The organism is Streptomyces sp. NPDC090127, assembly GCF_044746945.1.
GTDB lineage: Bacteria > Actinomycetota > Actinomycetes > Streptomycetales > Streptomycetaceae > Streptomyces.
The window spans coordinates 129,393-151,523 of the sequence record NZ_JBIVDE010000010.1; the positions used below are offsets into that span (position 1 = coordinate 129,393).

Sequence of the window (22,131 nt, forward strand, 5' to 3'; positions counted from 1 at the left end):
GCAGCCGTGCCACCCGCCCCACCAGCACCACCCGTACGCCCTCACGCCCGTCCTCCGCTCACCCACCCCGACCTGAAAGGCCCCCGACCTCCCATGCCCGAGCTGGTGTTCTTCTCCGGAACGATGGACTGCGGAAAGAGCACTCTGGCTCTGCAAATCACCCACAACCGCTCGGCGCGGGGACTGCAGGGCGTGATCTTCACGCGTGACGACCGCGCGGGCGAGGGCAAGCTCTCCTCCCGCCTGGGCCTGGTGACGGAGGCGGTCGAGGCAGGCGAGGGCATGGACCTGTACGCGTACCTGGTCGCCGAGCTCTCGGCGGGCGGCAGGGCGGACTATGTGATCGTGGACGAGGCCCAGTTCCTCGCCCCCGACCAGATCGACCAACTGGCCCGGATCGTCGACGACCTGGACATGGACGTCTTCGCCTTCGGCATCACGACGGACTTCCGCACCAAGCTCTTCCCCGGCTCGCAGCGCCTGATCGAACTGGCGGACCGCCTGGAACAGCTCCAGGTCGAGGCCCTGTGCTGGTGCGGGGCCCGCGCCACCCACAACGCCCGTACGGTGGGCGGGGATATGGTCGTCGAGGGCGCCCAGGTCGTGGTCGGTGACGTGAACCGCCCGGCGGAGGAGATCGGGTACGAGGTCCTCTGCCGCCGCCACCACCGCAGGCGCATGACCTCGGCCGCCGCTCACGCCGGCGCCCTCTCCCCGGACGTCCTCCCGGTCAACCGCGGCTGATACCCCGTTCGTGACCGAGCCGGCCGGGTCAGTGGGGGAGGGCGGCCGGCCAGTCCGGGGCGGGGTCCTCGGAGAGCAGGGGGCGCAGCGCGCCGATCGCCGCGCCGACGCAGGTGTTCCGCAGCTCGGTGCGGGTGCAGGTCTCGCGCGTGAGCCAGTCCACGCACAGCACCTGGACGAACACGAGCCAGGCCTTGAGCGCCGCGGAGACGGCGGCGTGCGTGCGTGCGTCGGCGAGCGGAAGCACACCGAGCAGGCGGGAGCGCAGCGCGTCGAGTTCGTCCGTCATGATCGTCTGGATCACGGGGTCGCCGGCCAGGACCCGGTTCGCGGCCAGGACGGCGTGGCGGTGGGCGATGAAGTAGTCGAGGTGGGCGTCCAGGCCCTGGGTGAGCTGCTCGACGAGCGTGGCGCCGGGAGCGAAGGTGGTCGCCTCGAGGAGCCGGTCGGCGGCCTGTTGGTAGACCGCGGCGAAGAGGGCGTGCTTGCTCGGGAAGTGCTGGTAGAGCAGGGCGCGGGATACGCCGGCCTCCCGGGCGACGTCCTCCATCAGCACGTCGTCGTAGGGGGCGGCGGAGAACAACCGGGCCCCGACGGAGAGCAGTTGGGTACGGCGCTCGGCGGGGGGCAGGCGTCGGCGGGGCGGCATGCGCCCCAGATTACTACTTGACATGTGTCTACTTGCAGGGCCTACCGTGGACTAAGTAGACACACGTCAACTAGCAGGGGTGGAGTCATGGCCAAGGCGCTCAGGGTGTCCGCATGGGTGATGGGCCTCGCCTGCGTGGCGATCGGGCTGTTGCACGTGGTCGGTGGCAATGCCGCGGTTCCGGGCGAGGCCGATGCCGGCCCCACCCTGGACAGTCTGGGCCGGTTCTTCGGCGCGATCTTCGCCGGATACGGGCTGGCCTGGCTGTGGGCGGCCCGGCAGGACCCCGTTCCGGCGACGGTGGTGCGGTGGCTCGCGGCGGTGTTCCTGCTGGGCGGCGTGGGGCGGCTGCTGTCCCTGGCGGTGCACGGGTGGCCGCACGGGTTCCAGGTGGTGCTGGCTGCGATCGAGCTGGTCTTCCCGCTCGTCTGGTTCTGGCTGGCTGACGCCGACGAGCGGGCGTCCCGGGAGCGGCGGCCTTCGGATGCGCGGACCGGCAGGCCGACTTCTCCGGATCCCGCCTGATCCGCGCCGCCCCGGTGCCGCACCCCGCTGGGCGAGGGACGGCGCCACCACCACCGCTGCGGGCGGTGGTGGTGGCGGCTCTCTCCCTGGACGTGCTGCCGGTCAGTTCGCCCTGACGGCGGCCGTCCGCGCACCGAGGGTCTCGACGGCCGTCGTGGCGAAGCCGTGGTCCTGCTCGGGCGCGCCGCCGCCGACGCCGACGGCGCCGATGAGGCGGCCGTCGCGGTGGACCGGCACGCCGCCCGCGATGAAGAGCAGCGGACGGTCGAGGGCCGTGGTGAGGCTGTGGAACGGCCCGTCGGGCTTCACCAGGTCGACCAGGTCGGCTGTGGGGGCGTTCAGCTGCAGGGCCGTGTACGCCTTGCGGGTGCTGGTCTCCCCGGAGATCAGCACGGCGCGGTCGTCGCGGCGGAAGGCCAGCAGATGGCCGCCCGCGTCCAGGACGGTGACGCTGACGGTGACCCCGGCGTCCTCGGCGGCCCGCCGGGCGGCGGCGAGCAGGATCTCGGCGTCCTCCGTGGCCAGCGGGGTGACCGTGGCGGCGGGCGCGGTGGGCGCGGCGGGCGCGGTGGAGGCGGTGGAGGCGGTGGTGGTGCTCATGGTGCTGTCTTCCTTCGGGGTGGAGATGCGGGTGGGCGTACGGGGGGGGTGGGGGTACGGGAATGGGTGGGCCGTCAGCGCGGCCCGGCCGCTACCGGAGCGGCTGCCCGGGGCCGGCCGGACCGGTGGGGCGTCAGCGCGGCCCGGCCGCTACCGGAGCGGCTGCCCGGGGCCGGCCGGACTCGGGGCCTGAGCCCGGCTCCGTGCCCGCTTCGGCGGCGGCGGAGGCGATCTCGACCGAGGCGGCCGCGGCCCGGCCGCGCCGGTCCAGGAAGGCGGCCAGGAAGGCCAGGAGCAGGGCGGTGCCCGAGAGAAGCGCGCCGACCCAGTTCGGGGCGGTGAGGTCGAGGCCCGAGGCGATGACGACCCCGCCGAGCCAGGCGGCCAGCGCGTTGCCGAGGTTGAAGGCGCCGATGTTGGCGGCCGAGGCGAGCGTCGGGGCCTGCTTGGCCTGGTCCAGGACCCACTTCTGCAGCGGAGGCACGGTGGCGAAGCCGAGGGCGCCGATCAGGGTGAGGGTGATCGCGGCGAGGACCTTGTTGTGGGCGGTGGCCGTGAAGGTCAGCAGGGCCAGGGAGAGCGCGCCGAGCGACACGAACAGCATGGGCATCAGGGCGCGGTCGGCGAACTTCCCGCCCAGCAGGTTGCCGAGGAACATGCCGATGCCGAAGAGGACGAGCAGCCAGGTCACGGCGCCCTCGGTGTAGCCGGCGACCTCGGTCATCATCGGCGTGATGTACGTGACGGCCGCGAAGACACCGCCGTACCCGAGGACGGTCATCGCCATGGCGAGCCAGACCTGCACGTTCTTGAAGGCGGCGAACTCGGTGCGGACGGTGTCCGTCTTCGGTCGGCCCGCCTCGGGGATGAGCCTGGCCACGCCGAGGAAGCCGATCACGCCCAGCGCGGCGACGAGGGTGAAGGTGACGCGCCAGCCGGCGGCCTGGCCGATGTACGTGCCGAGCGGGACGCCGACGATGTTGGCGACGGTCAGGCCCATGAACATCAGGGAGATCGCGGACGCCTTCTTCTCGGGGGCCACGAGGTCCGCGGCGACGACCGAGCCGATGCCGAAGAACGCGCCGTGGGCCAGCGAGGCCACGACCCGGCCGAGCAGCATCAGGGAGAACGACGGGGCGACGGCGGAGAGCAGGTTGCCGACGACGAACAGGCCCATCAGGAAGAGGAGCATCTTCTTCCGGGACACCTTCGTGCCGAGCACCGTCAGGAGCGGGGCGCCGAAGACGACACCGAGGGCGTAGCCGGTCACCAGCCAGCCGGCCGTGGGGATGGACACACCGAAGTCGCCCGCGACCTGGGGCAGCACACCCATGATCACGAACTCGGTGGTGCCGATCCCGAAGGCCCCGATGGCGAGGGCCAGGAGCGCGAGAGGCATGGCGAAGCACCTTCCAGAATGTTTGCAGGGGGGTTTTGCGTGCTTCGACAATAATTGCAGACGCTGGCTAAATGCAAGCGGAGGGTATTGCGCCTGACGGTTACCTCCGCGTGCATGAGGGTCCGGGAGCACCCCTTCGCGCACGAGTGGCGGTGCGACCCGGTCGTAGCACCTCGTGTTCACCTCCGGTGTGCCCGCAGACCTCTTGCTGATCGGATGCGAGTCGCCCGGCTCGGCGGTAATGGCGGTCGGCCCGTGACGTCGACGTGAACACCGGGCCGCCTACGCGCAACCGCGCACCGCGCGAGACACCCCGGAGGACGTGTGCCTGCTGCCGAGACCGTGCCCGATCGGGGCGAGAGCGCGCGCGTCGACGGCGAGCGACCGGCAGCGGCGGACACCGCGCGTGATCACCCGCGCGAGCAGCGGCTCCTCACCCGGACCTGGCGATCCCTCCCCACCAGGAGCTGGCGCTCCCTCCCCACCAGGGCCTGGCGCTCCTTCCGCGCCCGGGCCGCCGTCACGGCCGCCCTGCTGACCTGCCTCGCCCTCTGCCTCGGCAGCCTCATCGCCGGCGCCCACCCGTTCGGGTCCACCACCCGCAACACCGTCGACCTCGGCCAGCAGTACCTGCCCTTCCACGCCCACTGGCGGAAGGTCCTGCTCGGCCAGTCCGACGGCGACCTGTTCCTCAACTGGAACGCGGGCTTCGGCACGAACTTCCTCGGCGACTACGGCACGTACCTCAGCAGTCCGTTCGACCTGCTGGTCGTCGTCTTCCCGGCCGACCGGATCGAACTCGCCCTGTACGTGATCACCGCGGCCAAGATCACCGCCGCCGGCGCCGCCATGGCGGTCCTGCTCCTCCGGCTCCGCCGAGGCCCCTGGCAGGTCGCCGCCGTCCTGGGCGCGGCGTACGCGCTGTGCGGCTGGACCCTCAACTACGGCACCACCGTGCCCATGTGGCTCGACGGACTGCTCGCCTTCCCCCTTCTCTGCCTGGTGGGGGAGTGGGCCAGGACCGGGCGACGGCCCGTCCTCGGGCCGCTCGTCGTCGGCCTGGCCTGGTTCGCCAACTTCTACACCGCGTACATGGCGACCCTCGGCGCCGCCATCGTCCTGACCGTCCGCCTGCTGACCGCCGACGATCCGGCCCGCCGACGGCTGGCCGGGCTGCTGCGCGCCGCCCGGTCCGTGCTGCTCGGCATCGGCCTCGCGGCCCCGCTCGTCCTGGTGATCTACCTCGCCACCAAGGTCGCCGACCCGACCCCCGAGGTGACGTTCGCCCCCGTCGCGTGGACCGAGGTGTTCGCCCGGCTGCTCCCCGCCACGGGCAGCGTCGCCAGCCCCGCCCTCTTCATCGGCACCCCGGCGCTCGCGCTCGCGCTCACCCTGCCGTTCAACAGCGCTGTGGCGGCCCGGACCCGGATCGCCTGGACGGCCGCGATCGTCCTGGTCACGCTCTCCCTCCAGTGGGGCCCCACCCATCTGCTCTGGCACGCCGGCGCCTCCCCGAACGGCATCCCCTACCGGCAGACCTTCGTGCTCTGCGGACTGCTGCTGATCGCGGCCTGGCTCTCCACCGCCCGCGGTCTGCCGCCGCTGCCCGCCCTCCTCGGCGGCCTGACCGTGCTCGCCGCCCTCGCCCTCGCCGCCCGGGGCAGCCTCGTCGTCGACCGCTGGACCTACCCGGCCTTCGCCGCCGCACTGGTCCTCGCGGCCCTCGCCGCCCTGGCCGTCCTGCTCGCCCGGCGGTACGCGGTCGGGGCCAAGGTCCTGCCCGCTCTCGCCGTCGTTCTCCTCGTGGTCGCCCAGGCGGGCGAGGCGGCCGTCACCGGCGGCAGGATCGCCGAACAGGACCTGGCCAAGGTCCACTGGTCCCCGCGCGTCGGACCCTGGCAGGAGGAGATGGCGCGCCGTGTCGCCGAGAAGGACGCCTGGCCGCGCCACCGTACGGACCCCGGCGAACTGCCGGGCGGCAACGACCCCCTGCTCGTCGGCGGCCAGGGCGCCGAGTACTACTCCAGCCTCACGGCGGAGACGTACAACCGCACCCTCTCCGCCCTCGGCTTCGGCTACTGGGCGAAGGGCCGCCACCCGGTCACACTCGACAACCCGGTGACCGACGCGATCTTCTCCGTCTCCACCCGGATGCGGTCCACCCCCGCTGCGCCGGTGACGACCGACACCCTCCCCGAGGGGGACATCACCGTCACCGACACACCCGTGCCGCCGCTCGTCACCGTCCGCCCGGACGTCCGGCTCCCGGCGCGCGGCACCGCCTTCGGCGATTCCCCGTTCGCCAACCAGGAGTTGCTGCTCGGCTCGACGGTGTACACCGTGCCCGAGCGGCTCGACCGCACGGACGGCCCCGGCGGTGTCGCCACCCTGACGGCCTCCTGCCCGGCGGGCTCGGGCCTCTGGCTCTGGGCGCCCGAGTTCAAGGGCACCGCCGCTCTGGACGGCGAGCAGCCCGTCCCGTTCGCCGGCAAGGCACCGTCCGTGCAGGCCCCGATGCAGACTCTCGGGGCCGTGCCGGCCTCCGGCGCGGTACGGGTGGAGCTGCGTGGCGACGGCGGCAAGCGGCCGGCCCTGCCCCGGCGGCCCGTCGGGTGCCTGGACCAGAAGCGTCTCGACACCGCCGTACGGCAGTTGACGGCGAACGGCGCCACCGACGTGCGCGTCTCCGGCCACACCCTGACCGCCGAACTCCCGGCCGGAAGCACGGGAACCGCCGTCATCGCCGTACCGCGCATCTCCGGCTGGCGGTGCGCCGCGGGTGACGCCGCTCCGGCGCCGGCCCAGCGCTACCTCGGGCTCCTCGCCGTCCCGCTCGACTCCACGACGACGTCGGTCAGTTGCACCTTCCGGCCGCCAGGCCTGCGCGTCGGCGGGGCGATCGGCGCCCTCGCGCTTCTCGTCCTGCTCGCCCTGCTCGTGCTGGGGCTCCGGGCCCGGTTCGCCAGGAGGCCGGCAAGAGTTCACCTGGAGTCCGATTCGGGCTCGTCCGGTGGGACATGACGGTGGATACGCTGCCCGTCCGACCGGCGTTCGCCCATGTGAACGCCGCCGCGCGCTCGCGAGCCGAGCCGCCGCCCGTCCGCTTCACCTGGTTCACCTGCTTCACCTGCTCCGTCCGCTTCACCTGCTTCGTCTGTTCGTCCGGTTGAGTCTGGGGATGTCCGAGTGCCCAAGTTGTCCGTCATCGTGCCGTTCCACAACGTGGGGCTCTACGCCTCCGACACCATGCGCAGCCTCGCGAGCAACGCGGACCCGGACGTCGAACTCCTGCTGATCGACGACTGCTCGACGGACGAGACGCCCCACATCCTGGACCGCTGGCAGAGCCGGATCCCGAACGCCACCGTGATCCGCCACGAGACCAACCTCGGTGTGGCCCAGGCGCGCAACACCGGACTGGACGCGGCCACCGGCGACTACGTCACCTTCCTCGACGGCGACGACTGGTACGCCCCCGGCCACCTGCGCGCCATGGTCGACGGCATCGAGGCCCTCGGCTGCGACTTCGCCCGCACCGACCACGTCCTGTCGACCGGCACCAAGCGCGCCATCCGCTACGCGCCCGCCAAGCAGCGCGACACCGTGATGGACCCGCGCGACGGCATCGCGCCCGCCAGCATGATCACGATGGTCGACTACCCCTTCGTCCCCTTCGGCATCTACAGCGGCCGGCTCTTCGAGAACGGCGCCTCGCGCTTCGAGACGAAGCTGCGCACCGCCGAGGACCGGCTCTGGATCTGGCGCCTCCACCTGAAGGCCACCACCTACGCCTCGCTCAGCATCCACGGCGTCTTCTACCGGCGCGGGGTCACGACCTCGCTCACCCAGATCACCGACAACCGCCAGCTCGACTTCATCCCGTCGTACGACCTCCTCCTGGAGGAGGTCTCCGCGGACCGCGACGCCGACCGCTTCCTGCCGAAGGCCGTCCGTACGTACTGCGCCATGATCGCCTTCCACATGGGCAAGGCCGACCAGTACGAACCGGCCGTGACCAAGCGGCTCAAGCAGAACGTGACCGACGCCCTGCGCCGCATGCCGCAGCAGGTGCTCGACGAGACCCTCGCGACGATGGACACCGCGCGCGCCACCCTGCTGCGCCGCCTGCGCGCCACCGGAAGGACCGCCTGACCATGACCGCGACGCCCGCGAACCCCCGTACGACGACGGCGAAGCCGCGCATCCAGATCTTCGAGGTGTCCACGCTCTACGGCGCGGCCACCCTCGCCGCGGCGATCGACGCCGGTCGGTTCGGCGCCCCCGACGACACCCGCCGGATCCTGCTGGTCTCCCACAACGCCGCGATCCCGGAGACCTCGCTGCGTCTGGAGACGATGACCGGCTACGACCGGATCGTCACCCGCTTCGACGAGGTCATCGACTGGAACGAGGCGATCCAGCCGCACCACCCCGCCACCTGGTCGCCGCGCACCGAGGAGGCCCCGCTCTGGCAGCGGGTCTTCCGCACGGCGTGGGGCCTCGGCACCGACCCGGTCGAGCTGATCGTGGAGTCCATCCAGGTCAACCCGGCCAAGGCGCTCGCCTTCGTCTTCGCCGAGAGCGCCGTCCAGGTCTACGCCGACGGCCTGATGAGCTACGGCCCGACGCGCGAGGAGCTGCCGCAGTCGATCGCCTGCCGGATCGGGCGGCTGCTCCACCTCGACCTGGTCCCCGGCCTTCGCCCGCTGCTGCTCTCGGAGTACGGCGTCCAGCCCGAGCTCGTCCCCGACGACGCCTTCCACGCGGTCCTCGCGGAGATCGCCGAGGCGGCCGAGGGCGACCCGCTGGTGACCGAGGCGGTCGAGGCCGAGCCCACCGCCCTCCTCCTCGGCCAGTACCTCGCCTCGCTCGGCATCCTCACCGCCGACGAGGAGGAGGAGCTGCACATCCGGATGATGCGCGGGGCCGCGGCGGCCGGCCACACCTCCGTGATCTTCAAGCCGCACCCGACCGCGCCCGCCCGCTACTCGACGGCGCTCCACGAGGCGGCCGAGGAGGCCGGCGTACGGCTGACGGTCCTGGACGGCCCGCTGCTCGCCGAGACCTTCTACGAGCGGTGCCGGCCGAGCCTGGTCGTCGGCTGCTTCTCGACCGCGATGGTCACCGCTTCCGTCTACTACGGCGTGCCGATCGCCCGCGTGGGCACCGCCACCGTCCTGGAGCGACTGACCCCGTACGAGAACAGCAACCGGGTGCCGCTGACCGTCGTGGACCACATCGTGCCCGACCTGGAGACCGGCACCGGCCCGGCGGTCCCGGGCGCGGGACCGGAGACGCTCACTCCGCTCGTCCGCGCCGTGGGCTTCTGCATGCAGCCCCGGCTCCATCCGCTGCTGCGGGACGAGACGGTCCGCTTCCTCGAAGCCCATGGCGGTGACGCGGACATGGCCCGCTACTTCGACGGCGAGCGGCTGACGAAGCTCGCCCTGCCCGGCGGCGCCCCGGCCCCCCGCGGCGGCGCGTCCCGACTGCGGCGGAGCCTGGTCCGCAGCGGCAAGAGCTGATCGCCGAGCCCGGACTGGCGAGGCCTGACCGGTCACCCCCGCACGCGGGATCGTCAGGCCGTCGCCGAGTGGACGATCGTGAAGACCGCCCCCTCCGGGTCCGCCACCAGCGCGATCCGGCCCGTCGCGTCCTCTCTGGGCGGCCGCAGGACCTGTCCGCCCAGCTCGGTGACCAGGCGGGCGGCCGCGTCGGTGTCGGCGACCTCGAAGTACGTCATCCAGTGCGCGCCCCGGTCCCGGGGCAGCGCCGTGCCGAGGCCGTGCAGGGCCGCCACCGGGCGCCCGTCCAGATGAAGGGTCAGATAGTCGAAGTCGGCGGAGACGACCGGCTCGGCCTCGTAGCGGAAGACGGTCCGGTAGAACTTGGCGACCGCCGAGGTCTCGTACGTCAGGAGCTCGTTCCAGACCGGTGTCCCGGGCGGCCCTGCGGTCGCCGTGCCCCGGTGCAGCTCGCCCTGCCAGATGCCGAAGACGGCGCCGACCGGGTCCGAGCAGATCGCCAGCCGGCCGGCGTCCTCCGCGTCGAGCGGGCCGACCGCCACCGTGCCGCCGCAGCAGCGGATCGCCTCCGCGGCCTCGTCGGCGTCGTCGGTGGCCAGATAGGTGGTCCAGGCGACCGGCAGGTGCCGGTCGGGCGGCAGCTGGCCGATGCCCGCCACTTCCTCGCCGTCGAGCAGGGCGCGGACGTACGGCCCGAGCTGCTGCGGACCGGGGGCGAACTCCCAGCCGAAGAGCGCGCCGTAGAACTCCTGCGTCGCGTCAAGTCCATGCACCATCAAGCTCACCCAAGAGGGTGTACCGGGTGTGCGCCGAGTCGCCTCGGTCATCGTCACTCTCTCCTCGGACCATGGTTGTGGCCGTGCGGGGGGACCCGGGCGCACGGGGTCTCGTGCGGGCGGGTGGGAGCGGGGCCCTCGGCTTCCGCAGCGGGTTACTGCCCGCCGCCCACGTGCCGTACACGCGCTTCGGGCGCGCCCGTGCACGATGCTCGCACCAACAGCCTCGGCGCGCGCCGGGGCCGCGCCGACTTTCCGTCACCAGGGCGTGGTCCGGTCCGGCGCGCGCTGCGCGAGGATGGCACCCATGAAGCCCATCATCTCCGCGAGCGATCTCGCGAGCGACCTGGCCGGGCCGCGGCGCCCGGTCCTCCTGGACGTCCGTTGGCAGCTCGGCGGCCCGCCCGGACGACCCGCGTACGAGGCGGGGCACATCCCCGGCGCGGTCTACGTCGACCTGGACGCGGAACTGGCCGGTCCGCCCGGTCCGGGTGGTCGGCACCCGCTGCCGGACCTGGAGGTCTTCGGCGCCGCGATGCGCCGGGCGGGTGTCTCGGCGTCCACGCCGGTCGTCGTCCACGACGGCGGCCTCGGCTGGGGCGCGGCCCGGGCCTGGTGGCTGCTGCGCTGGACCGGCCATCCGGACGTACGGGTTCTCGACGGGGGCCTCGCGGCGTGGACGGCGGCCGGGCAGGAGCTGTCGAAGGAGACGCCGGCCCCGGAGCCGGGCGACTTCGTGCCGCACCCCAGCGACGTCGGGCTGCTCGACGCGGACGGCGCCGCCGCCCTGGCCCGCTCGGGCCTGCTGCTCGACGCACGCGCGGCGGAGCGCTACCGGGGCGACGTGGAGCCGATCGACCCGGTCGGCGGCCACATTCCGGGCGCGGTCTCGGCCCCGACGACCGAGAACGTGGACGAGGACGGTCGCTTCCTGCCCGCGCGCGCCCTCGCGTCCCGCTTCGCGGGCCTGGGCGCCCGGGAGGAGAGCGCGGTCGGCGTCTACTGCGGCTCGGGTGTCTCGGGCGCGCACCAGGTCCTCGCCCTGGCGATCGCGGGCATCCCGTCCGCCCTCTACGCCGGCTCCTGGTCGGAGTGGTCCCACGACCCCGCCCGCCCCGTGGCCAAGGGCCCGGACCCGCAGTAGCCCGGCTCTGCCCCGTGGCCGAGGGGGCCCGGACCCGCAGTAGCCCGGCGTTCCCAAGCGAAGGGCCCGGCGCTTCCACGGGAAGGGCCCAGCGTTCCCACGGGAAGGGGCCGCGCTTCCACGGGAGGGGCCCAGCGTTCCCACGGGAAGGGGCCGCGCTTCCACGGGAAGGGGCCCGCACCGGTCCCGGTGCGGGCCCCTTCCGTCACGCCCTCTTGCTCGTAGCCCGCGTCTTCGTATGCCGTACGGGCGTCAGTCCTGCTTCTTCCGCCGGGTGCCGAAGACGATCTCGTCCCAGCTCGGGACCGCCGCGCGGCGGCCCGGTCGGACGCCGTCCGCCTCGGCCTGGCGGTCCGTGGTGCCCGTCAGACGGTCGCGGTGGCCCGAGACGGCGCGGGGCATCAGAACGTCGGCGTAGGCCGAGCCCGCACCTGCCGAGGCCGCGGGAGCCGGGGGCTCCTCCGCCTCGGGCTCGTCGCCGGGATCGGTCGAGGCCGGCTCGGCGGTCCTGTCCGGGACGACCATGTCTCCGCGGAAGCTGGGCACCGCTTCCAGCAGGCTGGTCAGCGAGTCCCGCTCGTCCTCCGGTTCGGGAACCGGAGCCGGGCGCTCCATCTGCCGGTCGAGCGCACGGTCCAGCGGCCGGTCGCGCGGCAGCCGGGCGATCCGGGGCACGAACGGGAAGCTCGGCTCCGGAGCGGTGGCGATGGTGTCGTCCGTCTCGCCGATCAGCGCGCGCGCCTCGTCGTCCACGGCCTGGACGAGCCGCCGGGGCGGGTCGTACGTCCAGCTCGCCGTGTGCACCTCGCCCGCGACGCGATAGACGAGCAGCACCTCCCACGTGCCGTCGTCACGGCGCCAGGAGTCCCACTGCACGGTGTCCTTCTCGGCGCCGCGCAGCAGCAGCCGCTCCTGCACCGCCTCGCCGAGCTGTGGTCCGGTGTTCTCGCCGGGCCGGCGCACGGGCGTCTTGCGGGCCCGCTCGGCCATGAACGCCCGCTCCGCGAGCACGGGGCCCTCGAAGCGCCGTACGCGGTCCACGGGGATGCCGGCGAGCTGGGCGACCTCCTCGGCGGAGGCACCGGCACGTATCCGCGCCTGGATGTCTCGCGGGCGGAGGTGGCTCTCCACCTCGATCTCGATCTGACCGAGGCGCGCGCGGTCGTTGCGCACGGCGGCGCGCAGCCGCTCGTCGATCGGAAGCGTGTACTCCGTGCTGTCAGCAGCCTTCAGCACCAGTCGTGTGCCGTCGTTGGAGACGGCCACGACACGCAGTTCGGGCATGGGGACCTCCCGGGTGGTGCCTGCCGACGTCACGTGCGTCGCTGCTTCCGCTAGTCGAGTGTGGCCTGCCCGGGTGCAGCCTGCCACAACCTTGCCGAGTTGCCCGGCGTGTCGGGCCTGGACCCTGGAACGCCGTTATGGCACGGTTACCCATCTGCGACGCAGAGTGACCGATGGTCACGCTCCGCATCGGGCGACCGTGCGGTGCCGCGACGCCGCCGGTTCGAGTGCCGCGTTCGGCCCCCTCCCCGTGACCCGGCACCCATGAGGGAGCCCGGACCCAGGGATCGCCACAGTACTCCATTCGGGCCACCTGGGTGGACCGGCGCGCCGCTCAACTTCACCGGGGGTACGGGAGTTGAGTCTCCGTGATCTCTCTCCGCACGTGTCGCTCTTCACAGAAACCCCGGAAACGGAACTATTCACTTCGCCCATTTGTCCCTTGTGGGTATGGAGCAGGAGAAGAACGGTGAGAAGGAGAAGCTCGACCTGAGCGTCGCTCAGGTCTCGGGCTCCGCGATCGCCGCGGTGGTGGCGGCCAAGTTCGCCTCCACGCTCGGCGTGTACGGCACGATCCTGGGCGCCGGTGTGATCAGTGTCATCGCGACCTGTGGCGGCTCGATCTTCCACCACCTCTTCAAGCGCACCGGCGAGCAGATCCGGGTGGTCACCGTCCACCCCGAGCCGTCGAAGGTCCCGGCCGCAGGCCGGGCGGCGCCGGACCGCACCCAGGTGGTCACGACGGTCGGCGGGCCCGCGACGCCCCCGTTCCACGAGGGGTTCGACGAGGAGTTCGGCGAGGCGACCACGCACGGCACGCGCGTCCGGGGCTGGAAGCGCTCCGCCGTCGGCGCCGCGCTCGTCTTCCTGGTCGCCATGGGAGGCATCACCAGCTACGAACTGATCTCCGATCAGGACCTCAGCGGCACGAAGGGGAGCACGACGTTCGGCTCGGTCGTCGGACACGGCGGCGCGTCGGGGAACGAGCGGCCGTCCGACGACTCGCCCTCCCAGCGGGAGCGGCAGGATCAGCAGCAACAACAGCAGCAGCAGAGGCAGCAGGAGGGCGACGACGGCGGCACCCCCACCGACAACGGGACGCCCGGCACCGGGGAGGCCACCCCCGAGCCGACGCCGACCCCCTCGGGTTCGGGCGGCGGCGACCCGACGCCCACGCCGACCGCGCCGGTGACGCCCACGCCGACTCCGACACCCACCGACCCCACGCCGACACCGCCCCCGACGAGCACCCCGTCCCCCGGCGCGGGCGCGCCGGACGCCGGGACGCCCGCCGAGTGACCGTCAGACGCCCGCACCCCGCACGTCCGCACGCCCGCCCGGGACGCCGGCCGAGTGACCGTCAGACGCCCGCACCCCGCACGCCCGCCCGGGACGCCCGCCGAGTGACCGTCAGGCGCCCAGGACCCGGCGCAGGTAGTCGTTGGCGAACCGTCGCTCGGGGTCGAGCCGGTCGCGGAGCTCCGTGAACTCGGCGAAGCGCGGGTAGACCTCGGAGAAGTACGCCGCGTCCCGGGTGTGCAGCTTGCCCCAGTGCGGCCGGCCGCCGTGGCCGGTCATGATGCGCTCCACCGCGGTGAAGTACGCGCGGTGGGGCGTGCCCTTGTAGAGGTGCACCGCGATGTACGCCGTCTCACGCCCCGAGGCCGTGGAGAGCGCGATGTCGTCGGCGGGCGCCGTCCGCACCTCCACCGGGAAGCTCACCTTCAGCGGCGAGCGCTCGATCATCGCCCGCACCTCGCGCAGCGCCGCGACGGCCGCCTCGCGCGGCAGGGCGTACTCCATCTCCATGAAGCGCACCCGGCGCGGGGAGGTGAAGACCTTGTACGCGATGTCCGTGTACGTACGGGCCGACAGGGCGCGGCTGGAGACCTTGGCGAGCGACGGGATCACCGGCGGGACCGCGCGGCCGACGGAACAGGCCAGCTGGAAGACGCCGTTGGAGAGCAGCTCGTCGTCGATCCAGGCGCTGACCCGCCCGGGCGGGGCAGCGGGACCCGCGCTGCGGTTGTTGCGCTTGGTGTTGCAGTTGTCCGTGTGCGGGAACCAGTAGAACTCGAAGTGCTCGTTCTCCGCGTGCAGCGCGTCGAACTCCGCGGCGACCCGGTCGAAGGTCATCGGCTCCTCGCGCGCGGTGAGCAGGAAGACCGGCTCCACGGCGAAGGTGATCGCCGTGACCACGCCCAGCGCGCCGAGCCCGATCCGGGCGGCCGCGAAGACCTCCGGATTCTCCTTCTCCGAACAGGTCAACAGCTGCCCGTCGGCGGTGACCAGTTCCAGTTCCCGGATCTGCGCGGCGATCGAGGCGGAGTCGCGTCCGGTGCCGTGTGTTCCGGTGGAGGTGGCCCCGGCGACCGTCTGCTCCATGATGTCGCCCATGTTCGTGAGCGACAGGCCTTCCCGGGCCAGGGCCACGTTGAGCCGCTTGAGCGGGGTGCCGGACTCCACGGTCACGGTCATCGCCTCGCGGTCGATCCGCCGGATGCCCGTCAGGAGGTCCGGGCGGATCAACACGCCGTCCGTGGCGGCGATCGCGGTGAAGGAGTGGCCCGTGCCGACCGTCTTGACCCGCAGCCCCTCGGCGGCCGCCGCCCTGATGGCGTCGGCCAGCTCCTCGACCGATGCCGGGCGGACCTCCCGCGCGGGACGGGAGGTCACGTTCCCGGCCCAGTTACGCCACGGGCTGTTCGCCGCCCTCGTGCTCGTCCACCGCTGTGTCGGCGTCCTGCTCACGCTGCCCCTCCCGCGTCGGCACCGGCCTGCCCAGCCGGCGATACCCCAGGAGACCCACCGCCACCGCGACGGCGCCCGAGACGACGGGCACCACGTACCCCGCGTCCGCACCCGACGCGTCGACGACCCAGCCCGCGGCCGAGGAGCCGAGCGCCACACCGACGGCGAGACCGGTCGATGTCCAGGTCATGCCCTCGGTCAGCTTGGTGCGCGGTACGTGCGCTTCGACGAGGGCCATCGTGGTCACCATCGTCGGTGCGATGGAGAGGCCCGCGACAAAGAGCGCCACGGCCAGCAACGGAAGGTTCCCGGCCAGTAGGAGGGGGATCATACTCACGGCCGTCGTACAGACACCCAGCAGCCACCGGCGCGACGGCTCGCCCTTGAGGTGGAGCAGCCCGAAGACGGCGCCTGCCAGGCAGGAGCCCAGCGCGTAGACCGCGAGGACCAGGCTGGCGGCGGCCTTGTGGCCCTGCTCCTCCGCGTAGGCCACGGTGACGACGTCGATCGAGCCGAAGATCGCGCCGGTGGCGACGAAGGCGAGCGTGAGGACCTGGAGGCCGGGGGAGCGGAGCGCCGAACCACCGGAGGAGCCGTCGTGCGGGTGCGGTGCGGGCTCGGTGGCGCGCAGCGAGGTCAGCCAGAAGACGCCGATCGCGAGAAAGACTGCGGCGAAGAGCGGCCCCGCCTCGGGGAACCAGATCGTCGACAGACCGATGGAGATGATCGGGCCGAAGATGAAGCACACCTCGTCGATGATCGACTCCCAGGAGTACGCGGTGTGCAGCCGCCGCGACTCCCCTCGGTAGATCGCCGCCCAGCGGGCCCGCGTCATGGCGCCGAGACTCGGCACGCAGCCGATCGCGGCGGTGAAGACGAAGAGCGTCCAGTCCGGGGCCTTCTGCTGGACGCAGAGCAGCAGCCCGGCCGCCGCGACGAGCGCGACGAGGGTGACCGGGCGCAGCACCCGGCGCTGGCCGTACCGGTCGACCAGCCGGGAGACCTGCGGGCCGAGGACGGCCGCCGCCATGGCCATGGTGGCGGAGAGCGCGCCCGCGAGGCCGTACCGCCCGGTGACCTGGGAGATCATCGTGACGATGCCGATGCCCATCATGGACAGCGGCATCCGGCCGATGAATCCGGCGACCGAGAAGGATCTGGTGCCGGGCGCCGCGAAGATCGCGCGGTAGGGACTGGGCAAGGGGATCTCCGGGCATCAACTCAACACGTGTAATTAATAGCTAAAGCCTACGGTGTTGAACTGGATGCCGCAGCCAGTTTTTCGGCCGCCCCGGTCCGCGCTCGTCGGCCCCCGGCGCAGGGCTCGTCCGGACCGGGGACCGGGCTCGTCGGGACCGGGGACCGGGCTCGTCGGGACCAGGGACCGCGCTCGTCGGGAGGGGCCTCCCCGCCGTGGGCAGGGGAGGGGTGGGAAGATCGGTGCCATGTCCGATCAGCACGATCCCGCCCCGTACGACGCCCTTCTGCTGCTGTCCTTCGGCGGCCCCGAGGGCCCGGACGACGTGGTCCCGTTCCTGGAGAACGTGACACGCGGCCGAGGCATCCCCAAGGAGCGGCTGAAGGAGGTGGGACAGCACTACTTCCTGTTCGGCGGCGTCAGCCCGATCAACGACCAGAACCGCGCGCTGCTCGAGGCGCTGCGCGAGGACTTCGCGCGGGCCGGCCTCGACCTGCCGGTCTACTGGGGCAACCGGAACTGGGCGCCGTACCTCACCGACACCCTGCGGGAGATGGTCACCGACGGCCGGCGCCACATCGCCGTCCTCACCACCAGCGCGTACGCCTCGTACTCCGGCTGCCGGCAGTACCGCGAGAACCTCGCCGACGCACTCTCGGAGCTGGAGGCGGAAGGGCTGCCGCTGCCCCGGGTCGACAAGCTCCGGCACTACTTCAACCACCCCGGCTTCGTCCGCCCCATGGTCGAGGGCGTCCTCGCCTCCCTCGCCGAGCTGGACGAGTCCGTACGGGCCGAGGCGCACCTCGCCTTCACCACGCACTCCATCCCGGACTCGGCCGCCGACACCTCCGGCCCCGTCGGCGACCACGGCGACGGCGGCGCCTACGTGCGGCAGCACCTGGACGTGGCCCAGGTGATCGTGGACACCGTCCGCGAGGAGACCGGTGTCGCCCACCCCTGGAAGCTCGTCTACCAGTCCCGTAGCGGCGCCCCGCACATCCCGTGGCTGGAACCCGACATCTGCGACCACCTGGAGGCGCTGCACGTCGACGGTGTGCCGGCCGCCGTGATGGTCCCGATCGGCTTCGTCTCGGACCACATGGAGGTCCTCTACGACCTCGACACCGAGGCCACCGCCAAGGCCGCCGAGCTGGGCCTGCCGGTGCGGCGCTCGGCGACCGTCGGGGCCGACCCCCGGTTCGCCGCGGCCGTACGGGACCTCGTCCTGGAGCGAGCGGCGAGCGAGCGCGGGGTGCGGGCCGAGCGCTGCGCGCTGGGCGCTCTCGGCGCCTCCCACGACCTCTGCCCGATCGGCTGCTGCCCCGCCCGGGCGGAGCGGCCCGCGGCGGCCGGCGCCGACAGCCCGTACGCCTGAGGAGCCAAGGTGACCGATCCCGTGAACCCCGCACCGACCGACCCCGCATCGACCGGCCCCGGACCGACCGGCCCCGCACCGACGGGCGCCGCGTCGTCCGACCCCCTGCTCGCCGAGCTGCTCGGCCTCGCGCTGGAGGCCGGGCGCCGGGCCGGCGCGCTGCTGCGCGACGGCCGGCCCGACGACCTCGCGGTCGCCAGGACCAAGTCCAGCCCCATCGACGTCGTCACGGAGATGGACATCGCGGCGGAGAAGCTGATCACCGGCTTCCTCGCCGAACACCGCCCCGAGGACGGCTTCCTCGGCGAGGAGGGCGCCGCCAGCCCCGGCACCAGCGGTGTCCGCTGGGTGATCGACCCGCTCGACGGGACGGTGAACTACCTCTACGGACTGCCGACCTGGGCCGTCTCCATCGCGGCCGAGCGGGACGGAGAGACCCTCGTCGGCGTCGTCGAGGCGCCGATGCGGAACGAGACGTACCGGGCGGTGCTCGGCGGTGGCGCGTACGCCGACACCGCGGTCGGTGAGCGCCGCCTCGCGGTCCGCCCCGCGCCGCCGATGGACCAGGCGCTGATCTCCACCGGCTTCGCCTACGTCCAGACCCGCCGTGCCCACCAGGCCGACGTCGCCCAGCGGATGATCCCCGTCCTGCGCGACATCCGGCGGGGCGGCTCCGCCGCCATCGACCTCTGCGACGTGGCCGCGGGCCGGCTCGACGGCTACTACGAGCGGGGCCTCAACCCCTGGGACCTCGCCGCCGGAGACCTGATCGCCCGCGAGGCGGGCGCCCTGACCGGCGGACGGCCCGGGGAGCGCCCGTCGGGCGAGCTGACGATCGCGGCCCCACCCGGCGTCTTCAAACCCCTCCAGCAGCTCCTGGACGAGCTCGGGGCCTGGCACGACTGAGGCAGGACCGGGGCGGCTCAGGCACGGCCCGGCCCGGGTACGGCCCCGGGTACGCGAAGAGGCCCCGGTGTCGGCGACACCGAGGCCTCTTCGGCCGGGGTCAGACGCTGGCGGCGCCGACCTCCACGCCGTGCTCGGCGGCCAGTCGGTGCAGGTCCTCGAGCTCGGCCTGCTCGACCTCCGCGAGGAAGTCGTCGCCCGTCTCGCGTGCCATTGTGAGGTCGGTCTGCGCGGCCCTTATGCGCTGCAGCAGTCCCGCGGTGAAAGCGTCCATGGTGCGCCCCCTCGTCATGGGTCGATGGCACGGGGGTGTGCCGAGGGTGGGTGGATCACACGCTGCAACCTCTGGGGGACAGAGCGGCCTGTGGCTGCCACAAACGTGTGCCACAAGCAGGGCGTGATCACGGGGTGTGCAGTCGTCCTCCCCACCAGCCTCCGCCCAGAAACCTCAACTGGCCCGGCAACCCGGCGAATTCTTCGCACGCCCCCGTCCGACCCCGGCCGTGCTTCCACACGCCCCCCATCCGTCGCGGCGCCCCGTCCCGGCCTCCCGCACGCCGTCTTACAGCCGGTTTACGCGCGTACGGGGCAGGATGGACGCGCACAGTCAGTGCTCAGACCGCCCGGCCCGCGTTGAGGGCAGGGGCCCAGAGGAAGGAACGACCGACGTGCGCGTACTCGTCGTCGAGGACGAGCAGCTGCTCGCCGATGCGGTGGCCACCGGACTGCGCCGGGAGGCCATGGCCGTCGACGTCGTGTACGACGGCGCCGCCGCCCTGGAGCGGGTCGGGGTGAACGACTACGACGTGGTCGTCCTCGACCGCGACCTTCCGCTGGTCCACGGTGACGACGTCTGCCGCAAGATCGTCGAGCTCGGCATGCCCACCCGCGTCCTGATGCTCACCGCCTCCGGCGACGTCAGCGACCGCGTGGAGGGCCTCGAGCTGGGCGCCGACGACTATCTGCCGAAGCCCTTCGCCTTCACCGAGCTCACCGCACGCGTGCGTGCCCTGGGCCGCCGTACGACCGTGCCGCTGCCGCCCGTCCTGGAGCGCGCCGGCATCAAGCTCGACCCGAACCGCCGCGAGGTCTTCCGCGACGGCAAGGAGGTCCAGCTCGCGCCGAAGGAGTTCGCCGTCCTGGAGGTCCTCATGCGCAGCGAGGGCGCCGTCGTCTCGGCCGAGCAGCTCCTGGAGAAGGCCTGGGACGAGAACACCGACCCGTTCACCAACGTCGTACGGGTCACGGTGATGACCCTCCGCCGGAAGCTGGGCGAGCCCCCGGTCATCGTCACCGTGCCCGGCTCCGGCTATCGGATCTGACCCGGTGGCCGCGACCCCGGCGCACCCTCAGGCGCCCCCGAAGCCGACCTGGGACCCCCGAGACCCGGTGAGGCCCCTGCTCCGCCCGACCATCCGGATACGGCTCACGCTGCTGTACGGCGGGATGTTCCTGATCGCCGGCATCCTGCTGCTGTCGATCATCTATCTCTTCACCGCCCAGGCGTTGGGTGACAGCGGCTCCGAGCTGCCCTTCAAGGTGGTCGAGGGCAAGGTCCAGCCGACCACCTCCTGGTGCCAACTGCCCGCCACGGGCACCGGGGAGCAGCTCAACGAAGCCGTCTCGGCCTGTCTCCAGCACCAGCGGGAAATGGCCCTCGACGACCTGCTGCGCCGCTCCCTGTTCGCCCTGCTCGGCCTGAGCATCATCGCCTTCGCCTTCGGCTACGCCATGGCCGGCCGGGTGCTCTCCCCGCTGGGGCGGATCACCCGGACCGCCCGCCAGGTGGCCGGCTCCGACCTCGCGCGCCGGATCGAGCTGGACGGCCCGGACGACGAGCTGAAGGAGCTCGCGGACACCTTCGACGAGATGCTGGAGCGGCTGGAGCGGGCCTTCACCGCCCAGCAGCGCTTCGTCGCCAACGCCTCGCACGAGCTGCGCACGCCCCTGGCGATCAACCGCACGCTCCTGGAGGTCCACCTCTCCGACCCCGGCGCGCCCGTCGAGCTCCAGCAGCTCGGCAAGACCCTGCTCGCCACCAACGAGCGCAGCGAGCAGCTGGTCGAGGGCCTGCTGCTGCTCGCGCGCAGCGACAACCAGATCATCGAGCGCAAGCCCGTCGACCTGGCGGAGGTCGCCTCGCGCGCCGTCGACCAGGTGCACGCCGAGGCCCAGGCCAAGGGCGTGGAGATCCGCGGCGAGCGCGCCCTCGCCGTCGTCCAGGGCAATGGCGTGCTCCTGGAGCGGATCGCGCTGAACCTGGTCCAGAACGCCGTGCGGTACAACGCGGCCGACGAGGGCTGGGTGGAGGTCACCACCGGAACCGAGAACGGTCAGGCCGTCCTCGTCGTCTCGAACACGGGTCCCGTGGTTCCCGCGTACGAGATCGACAACCTCTTCGAGCCGTTCAGGCGGCTGCGGCAGGAGCGGACAGGGAGCGACAAGGGGGTCGGACTCGGCCTGTCGATCGCCCGTTCCGTCGCGCGGGCACACGGTGGCCGTATCATCGCGGAGCCCCGCGAAGGCGGCGGTCTCGTGATGCGTGTCACTCTGCCGATCTGACACACTTCGAGTACCAGCCGGTTCTGTTCGCTTTGCGCGGAATTTCCGGGTCCCATCCCTGAGACGCACGTGTGTGATCGATCACAGGGACGCGCATCCGGCTCTCTACTCTCCGTGATCGAGAACTCGTGGGAAATCCCGGAAAAGTCCGGGTTTCCAGGGCCCTGGATCACGGGAAGTACACGGGGTGGCGCCCGTGAAGGACGGCAGGAGGACCGTGTACGGTCCGGTTCGCCACCCAAAGCCGATCACTCGCGAGAGGGCCGGTTGGGTGTCGATTGAGTAACAGACCTTGATGTGAGGCAAAATCTCCGCCTCAGGTCGGGCACAAGTCCGGCCTCTCACGCGTTACGTGCGCTGAGACACCGCAACCACCCAGAGGGGGAGAGCGACATGGCAACGGATTACGACACCCCACGCAAGACCGATGACGACGTCGATTCGGACAGCCTTGAGGAACTGAAGGCCCGCCGGAACGACAAGTCCACCTCGACGGTCGACGTCGACGAGTTCGAGGCCGCCGAAGGCCTGGAGCTTCCCGGCGCGGACCTCTCGAACGAAGAGCTCGCCGTACGGGTCCTGCCGAAGCAGGCCGACGAGTTCACCTGCATGAGCTGCTTCCTCGTGCACCACCGCAGCCAGCTGGCTCGGGAGAAGAACGGTCAGCCGATCTGCCGCGACTGCGACTGAGAT

The 22,131-nt window shown here is 72.4% G+C and carries 21 protein-coding genes; 13 read left to right on the forward strand and 8 right to left on the reverse strand.

Annotated features, from left to right (window positions below; genetic code table 11):
- The first annotated feature begins 93 nt into the window (after positions 1–93).
- Positions 94–744: a thymidine kinase gene (locus ACIPPS_RS30815; protein ID WP_401438882.1), complete on the forward strand. Its 651-nt coding sequence runs from the start codon at positions 94–96 to the stop codon at positions 742–744.
- A 28-nt stretch (positions 745–772) separates the two neighbouring features.
- Here the strand turns inward: ACIPPS_RS30815 and ACIPPS_RS30820 are convergent, their stop codons facing one another.
- Positions 773–1,393 (reverse strand): TetR/AcrR family transcriptional regulator, encoded by a 621-nt coding sequence (locus ACIPPS_RS30820; protein ID WP_401438885.1) that lies wholly within the window; start codon positions 1,391–1,393, stop codon positions 773–775.
- Between the two features lie 87 nt (positions 1,394–1,480).
- Here ACIPPS_RS30820 and ACIPPS_RS30825 point away from each other — a divergent pair, with 87 nt between their 5' ends.
- Positions 1,481–1,918 carry a DUF4345 domain-containing protein gene (locus ACIPPS_RS30825; protein ID WP_401438888.1) on the forward strand — a complete coding sequence of 146 codons (438 nt, stop codon included), beginning with the start codon at positions 1,481–1,483 and terminating at the stop codon, positions 1,916–1,918.
- Positions 1,919–2,020: 102 nt separating this feature from the next.
- On the opposite strand, the gene ACIPPS_RS30830 is transcribed toward ACIPPS_RS30825, so the two are convergent.
- Positions 2,021–2,518 (reverse strand): heme-binding protein, encoded by a 498-nt coding sequence (locus ACIPPS_RS30830; RefSeq protein WP_401438890.1) that lies wholly within the window; start codon positions 2,516–2,518, stop codon positions 2,021–2,023.
- Positions 2,519–2,651: 133 nt separating this feature from the next.
- Positions 2,652–3,917 carry an MFS transporter gene (locus ACIPPS_RS30835; protein ID WP_401438893.1) on the reverse strand — a complete coding sequence of 422 codons (1,266 nt, stop codon included), beginning with the start codon at positions 3,915–3,917 and terminating at the stop codon, positions 2,652–2,654.
- Positions 3,918–4,241: 324 nt separating this feature from the next.
- On the opposite strand from ACIPPS_RS30835, the gene ACIPPS_RS30840 reads away from it, so the two are divergent.
- Genes ACIPPS_RS30840 through ACIPPS_RS30855 form a run of 4 tightly spaced genes read left to right on the forward strand, consistent with a single transcriptional unit; the run spans position 4,242 to position 9,442 of the window.
- Positions 4,242–6,938 carry a YfhO family protein gene (locus ACIPPS_RS30840; protein WP_401438896.1) on the forward strand — a complete coding sequence of 899 codons (2,697 nt, stop codon included), beginning with the start codon at positions 4,242–4,244 and terminating at the stop codon, positions 6,936–6,938.
- A complete protein-coding gene (locus ACIPPS_RS30845) occupies positions 6,935–7,087 on the forward strand; it encodes a hypothetical protein (RefSeq protein ID WP_401438899.1) in 153 nt (50 codons plus the stop codon). Before ACIPPS_RS30840 ends, ACIPPS_RS30845 begins: the two co-directional genes overlap by 4 nt.
- Positions 7,088–7,103: 16 nt before the next feature.
- Positions 7,104–8,069 carry a glycosyltransferase family 2 protein gene (locus tag ACIPPS_RS30850; protein ID WP_401438901.1) on the forward strand — a complete coding sequence of 322 codons (966 nt, stop codon included), beginning with the start codon at positions 7,104–7,106 and terminating at the stop codon, positions 8,067–8,069.
- A gap of 2 nt (positions 8,070–8,071) precedes the next feature.
- Positions 8,072–9,442: a polysialyltransferase family glycosyltransferase gene (locus ACIPPS_RS30855; protein ID WP_401438904.1), complete on the forward strand. Its 1,371-nt coding sequence runs from the start codon at positions 8,072–8,074 to the stop codon at positions 9,440–9,442.
- 53 nt (positions 9,443–9,495) lie between these two features.
- On the opposite strand, the gene ACIPPS_RS30860 is transcribed toward ACIPPS_RS30855, so the two are convergent.
- Positions 9,496–10,269 (reverse strand): VOC family protein, encoded by a 774-nt coding sequence (locus tag ACIPPS_RS30860; protein ID WP_401438907.1) that lies wholly within the window; start codon positions 10,267–10,269, stop codon positions 9,496–9,498.
- 256 nt (positions 10,270–10,525) lie between these two features.
- On the opposite strand from ACIPPS_RS30860, the gene ACIPPS_RS30865 reads away from it, so the two are divergent.
- A complete protein-coding gene (locus ACIPPS_RS30865) occupies positions 10,526–11,362 on the forward strand; it encodes a sulfurtransferase (protein ID WP_401438910.1) in 837 nt (278 codons plus the stop codon).
- A 252-nt stretch (positions 11,363–11,614) separates the two neighbouring features.
- Here the strand turns inward: ACIPPS_RS30865 and sepH are convergent, their stop codons facing one another.
- Positions 11,615–12,679: a septation protein SepH gene (sepH, locus tag ACIPPS_RS30870; protein ID WP_401438913.1), complete on the reverse strand. Its 1,065-nt coding sequence runs from the start codon at positions 12,677–12,679 to the stop codon at positions 11,615–11,617.
- A gap of 417 nt (positions 12,680–13,096) precedes the next feature.
- Between sepH and ACIPPS_RS30875 the strand changes: the two genes are divergently transcribed.
- Positions 13,097–13,945, forward strand: coding sequence for a hypothetical protein (locus ACIPPS_RS30875; RefSeq protein ID WP_401438916.1), 849 nt, complete (start codon positions 13,097–13,099; stop codon positions 13,943–13,945).
- Positions 13,946–14,056: 111 nt separating this feature from the next.
- Here the strand turns inward: ACIPPS_RS30875 and ACIPPS_RS30880 are convergent, their stop codons facing one another.
- Both ACIPPS_RS30880 and ACIPPS_RS30885 read right to left on the reverse strand, forming a co-directional pair.
- On the reverse strand, positions 14,057–15,397 hold the full coding sequence (locus tag ACIPPS_RS30880) for a D-arabinono-1,4-lactone oxidase (protein ID WP_401438919.1): 1,341 nt from the start codon (positions 15,395–15,397) through the stop codon (positions 14,057–14,059).
- A complete protein-coding gene (locus ACIPPS_RS30885) occupies positions 15,336–16,598 on the reverse strand; it encodes an MFS transporter (RefSeq protein WP_401438921.1) in 1,263 nt (420 codons plus the stop codon). The genes ACIPPS_RS30880 and ACIPPS_RS30885 overlap by 62 nt, the downstream gene beginning before the upstream one ends.
- Positions 16,599–16,842: 244 nt before the next feature.
- On the opposite strand from ACIPPS_RS30885, the gene ACIPPS_RS30890 reads away from it, so the two are divergent.
- Complete coding sequence (locus ACIPPS_RS30890) at positions 16,843–17,970, forward strand: ferrochelatase (RefSeq protein WP_401438924.1); 1,128 nt, start codon at positions 16,843–16,845, stop codon at positions 17,968–17,970.
- A gap of 105 nt (positions 17,971–18,075) precedes the next feature.
- Positions 18,076–18,876, forward strand: a complete 801-nt coding sequence (locus ACIPPS_RS30895; protein ID WP_401438976.1) for an inositol monophosphatase family protein — start codon at positions 18,076–18,078, stop codon at positions 18,874–18,876.
- Positions 18,877–18,976: 100 nt separating this feature from the next.
- Here ACIPPS_RS30895 and ACIPPS_RS30900 read toward each other — a convergent pair whose 3' ends face one another.
- Positions 18,977–19,150, reverse strand: coding sequence for a hypothetical protein (locus ACIPPS_RS30900; RefSeq protein WP_401438927.1), 174 nt, complete (start codon positions 19,148–19,150; stop codon positions 18,977–18,979).
- A gap of 394 nt (positions 19,151–19,544) precedes the next feature.
- Here ACIPPS_RS30900 and ACIPPS_RS30905 point away from each other — a divergent pair, with 394 nt between their 5' ends.
- The 3 genes from ACIPPS_RS30905 to ACIPPS_RS30915 all read left to right on the forward strand — a co-directional run bounded on the left by ACIPPS_RS30905 (position 19,545) and on the right by ACIPPS_RS30915 (position 22,128).
- Entirely contained in the window at positions 19,545–20,198 is a 654-nt protein-coding gene (locus ACIPPS_RS30905; RefSeq protein ID WP_158991339.1) for a response regulator transcription factor, read from the forward strand.
- A gap of 4 nt (positions 20,199–20,202) precedes the next feature.
- Positions 20,203–21,438: a sensor histidine kinase gene (locus ACIPPS_RS30910; RefSeq protein ID WP_401438931.1), complete on the forward strand. Its 1,236-nt coding sequence runs from the start codon at positions 20,203–20,205 to the stop codon at positions 21,436–21,438.
- A gap of 393 nt (positions 21,439–21,831) precedes the next feature.
- Positions 21,832–22,128, forward strand: a complete 297-nt coding sequence (locus ACIPPS_RS30915) for a DUF4193 domain-containing protein (protein ID WP_003955561.1) — start codon at positions 21,832–21,834, stop codon at positions 22,126–22,128.
- The last annotated feature ends 3 nt before the right edge of the window (positions 22,129–22,131 follow it).

Excerpts from the sequence above, each read along its gene's own strand:
- ACIPPS_RS30815 (WP_401438882.1), top strand. The coding sequence starts at position 94 with ATGCCCGAGCTGGTGTTCTTCTCCGGAACGATGGACTGCGGAAAGAGC.
- ACIPPS_RS30820 (WP_401438885.1), bottom strand. The coding sequence starts at position 1,393 with ATGCCGCCCCGCCGACGCCTGCCCCCCGCCGAGCGCCGTACCCAACTG.
- ACIPPS_RS30825 (WP_401438888.1), top strand. The coding sequence starts at position 1,481 with ATGGCCAAGGCGCTCAGGGTGTCCGCATGGGTGATGGGCCTCGCCTGC.
- ACIPPS_RS30830 (WP_401438890.1), bottom strand. The coding sequence starts at position 2,518 with ATGAGCACCACCACCGCCTCCACCGCCTCCACCGCGCCCGCCGCGCCC.
- ACIPPS_RS30835 (WP_401438893.1), bottom strand. The coding sequence starts at position 3,917 with ATGCCTCTCGCGCTCCTGGCCCTCGCCATCGGGGCCTTCGGGATCGGC.
- ACIPPS_RS30845 (WP_401438899.1), top strand. The coding sequence starts at position 6,935 with ATGACGGTGGATACGCTGCCCGTCCGACCGGCGTTCGCCCATGTGAAC.
- ACIPPS_RS30855 (WP_401438904.1), top strand. The coding sequence starts at position 8,072 with ATGACCGCGACGCCCGCGAACCCCCGTACGACGACGGCGAAGCCGCGC.
- ACIPPS_RS30860 (WP_401438907.1), bottom strand. The coding sequence starts at position 10,269 with ATGACCGAGGCGACTCGGCGCACACCCGGTACACCCTCTTGGGTGAGC.
- ACIPPS_RS30865 (WP_401438910.1), top strand. The coding sequence starts at position 10,526 with ATGAAGCCCATCATCTCCGCGAGCGATCTCGCGAGCGACCTGGCCGGG.
- ACIPPS_RS30875 (WP_401438916.1), top strand. The coding sequence starts at position 13,097 with ATGGAGCAGGAGAAGAACGGTGAGAAGGAGAAGCTCGACCTGAGCGTC.
- ACIPPS_RS30890 (WP_401438924.1), top strand. The coding sequence starts at position 16,843 with ATGTCCGATCAGCACGATCCCGCCCCGTACGACGCCCTTCTGCTGCTG.
- ACIPPS_RS30900 (WP_401438927.1), bottom strand. The coding sequence starts at position 19,150 with ATGGACGCTTTCACCGCGGGACTGCTGCAGCGCATAAGGGCCGCGCAG.
- ACIPPS_RS30915 (WP_003955561.1), top strand. The coding sequence starts at position 21,832 with ATGGCAACGGATTACGACACCCCACGCAAGACCGATGACGACGTCGAT.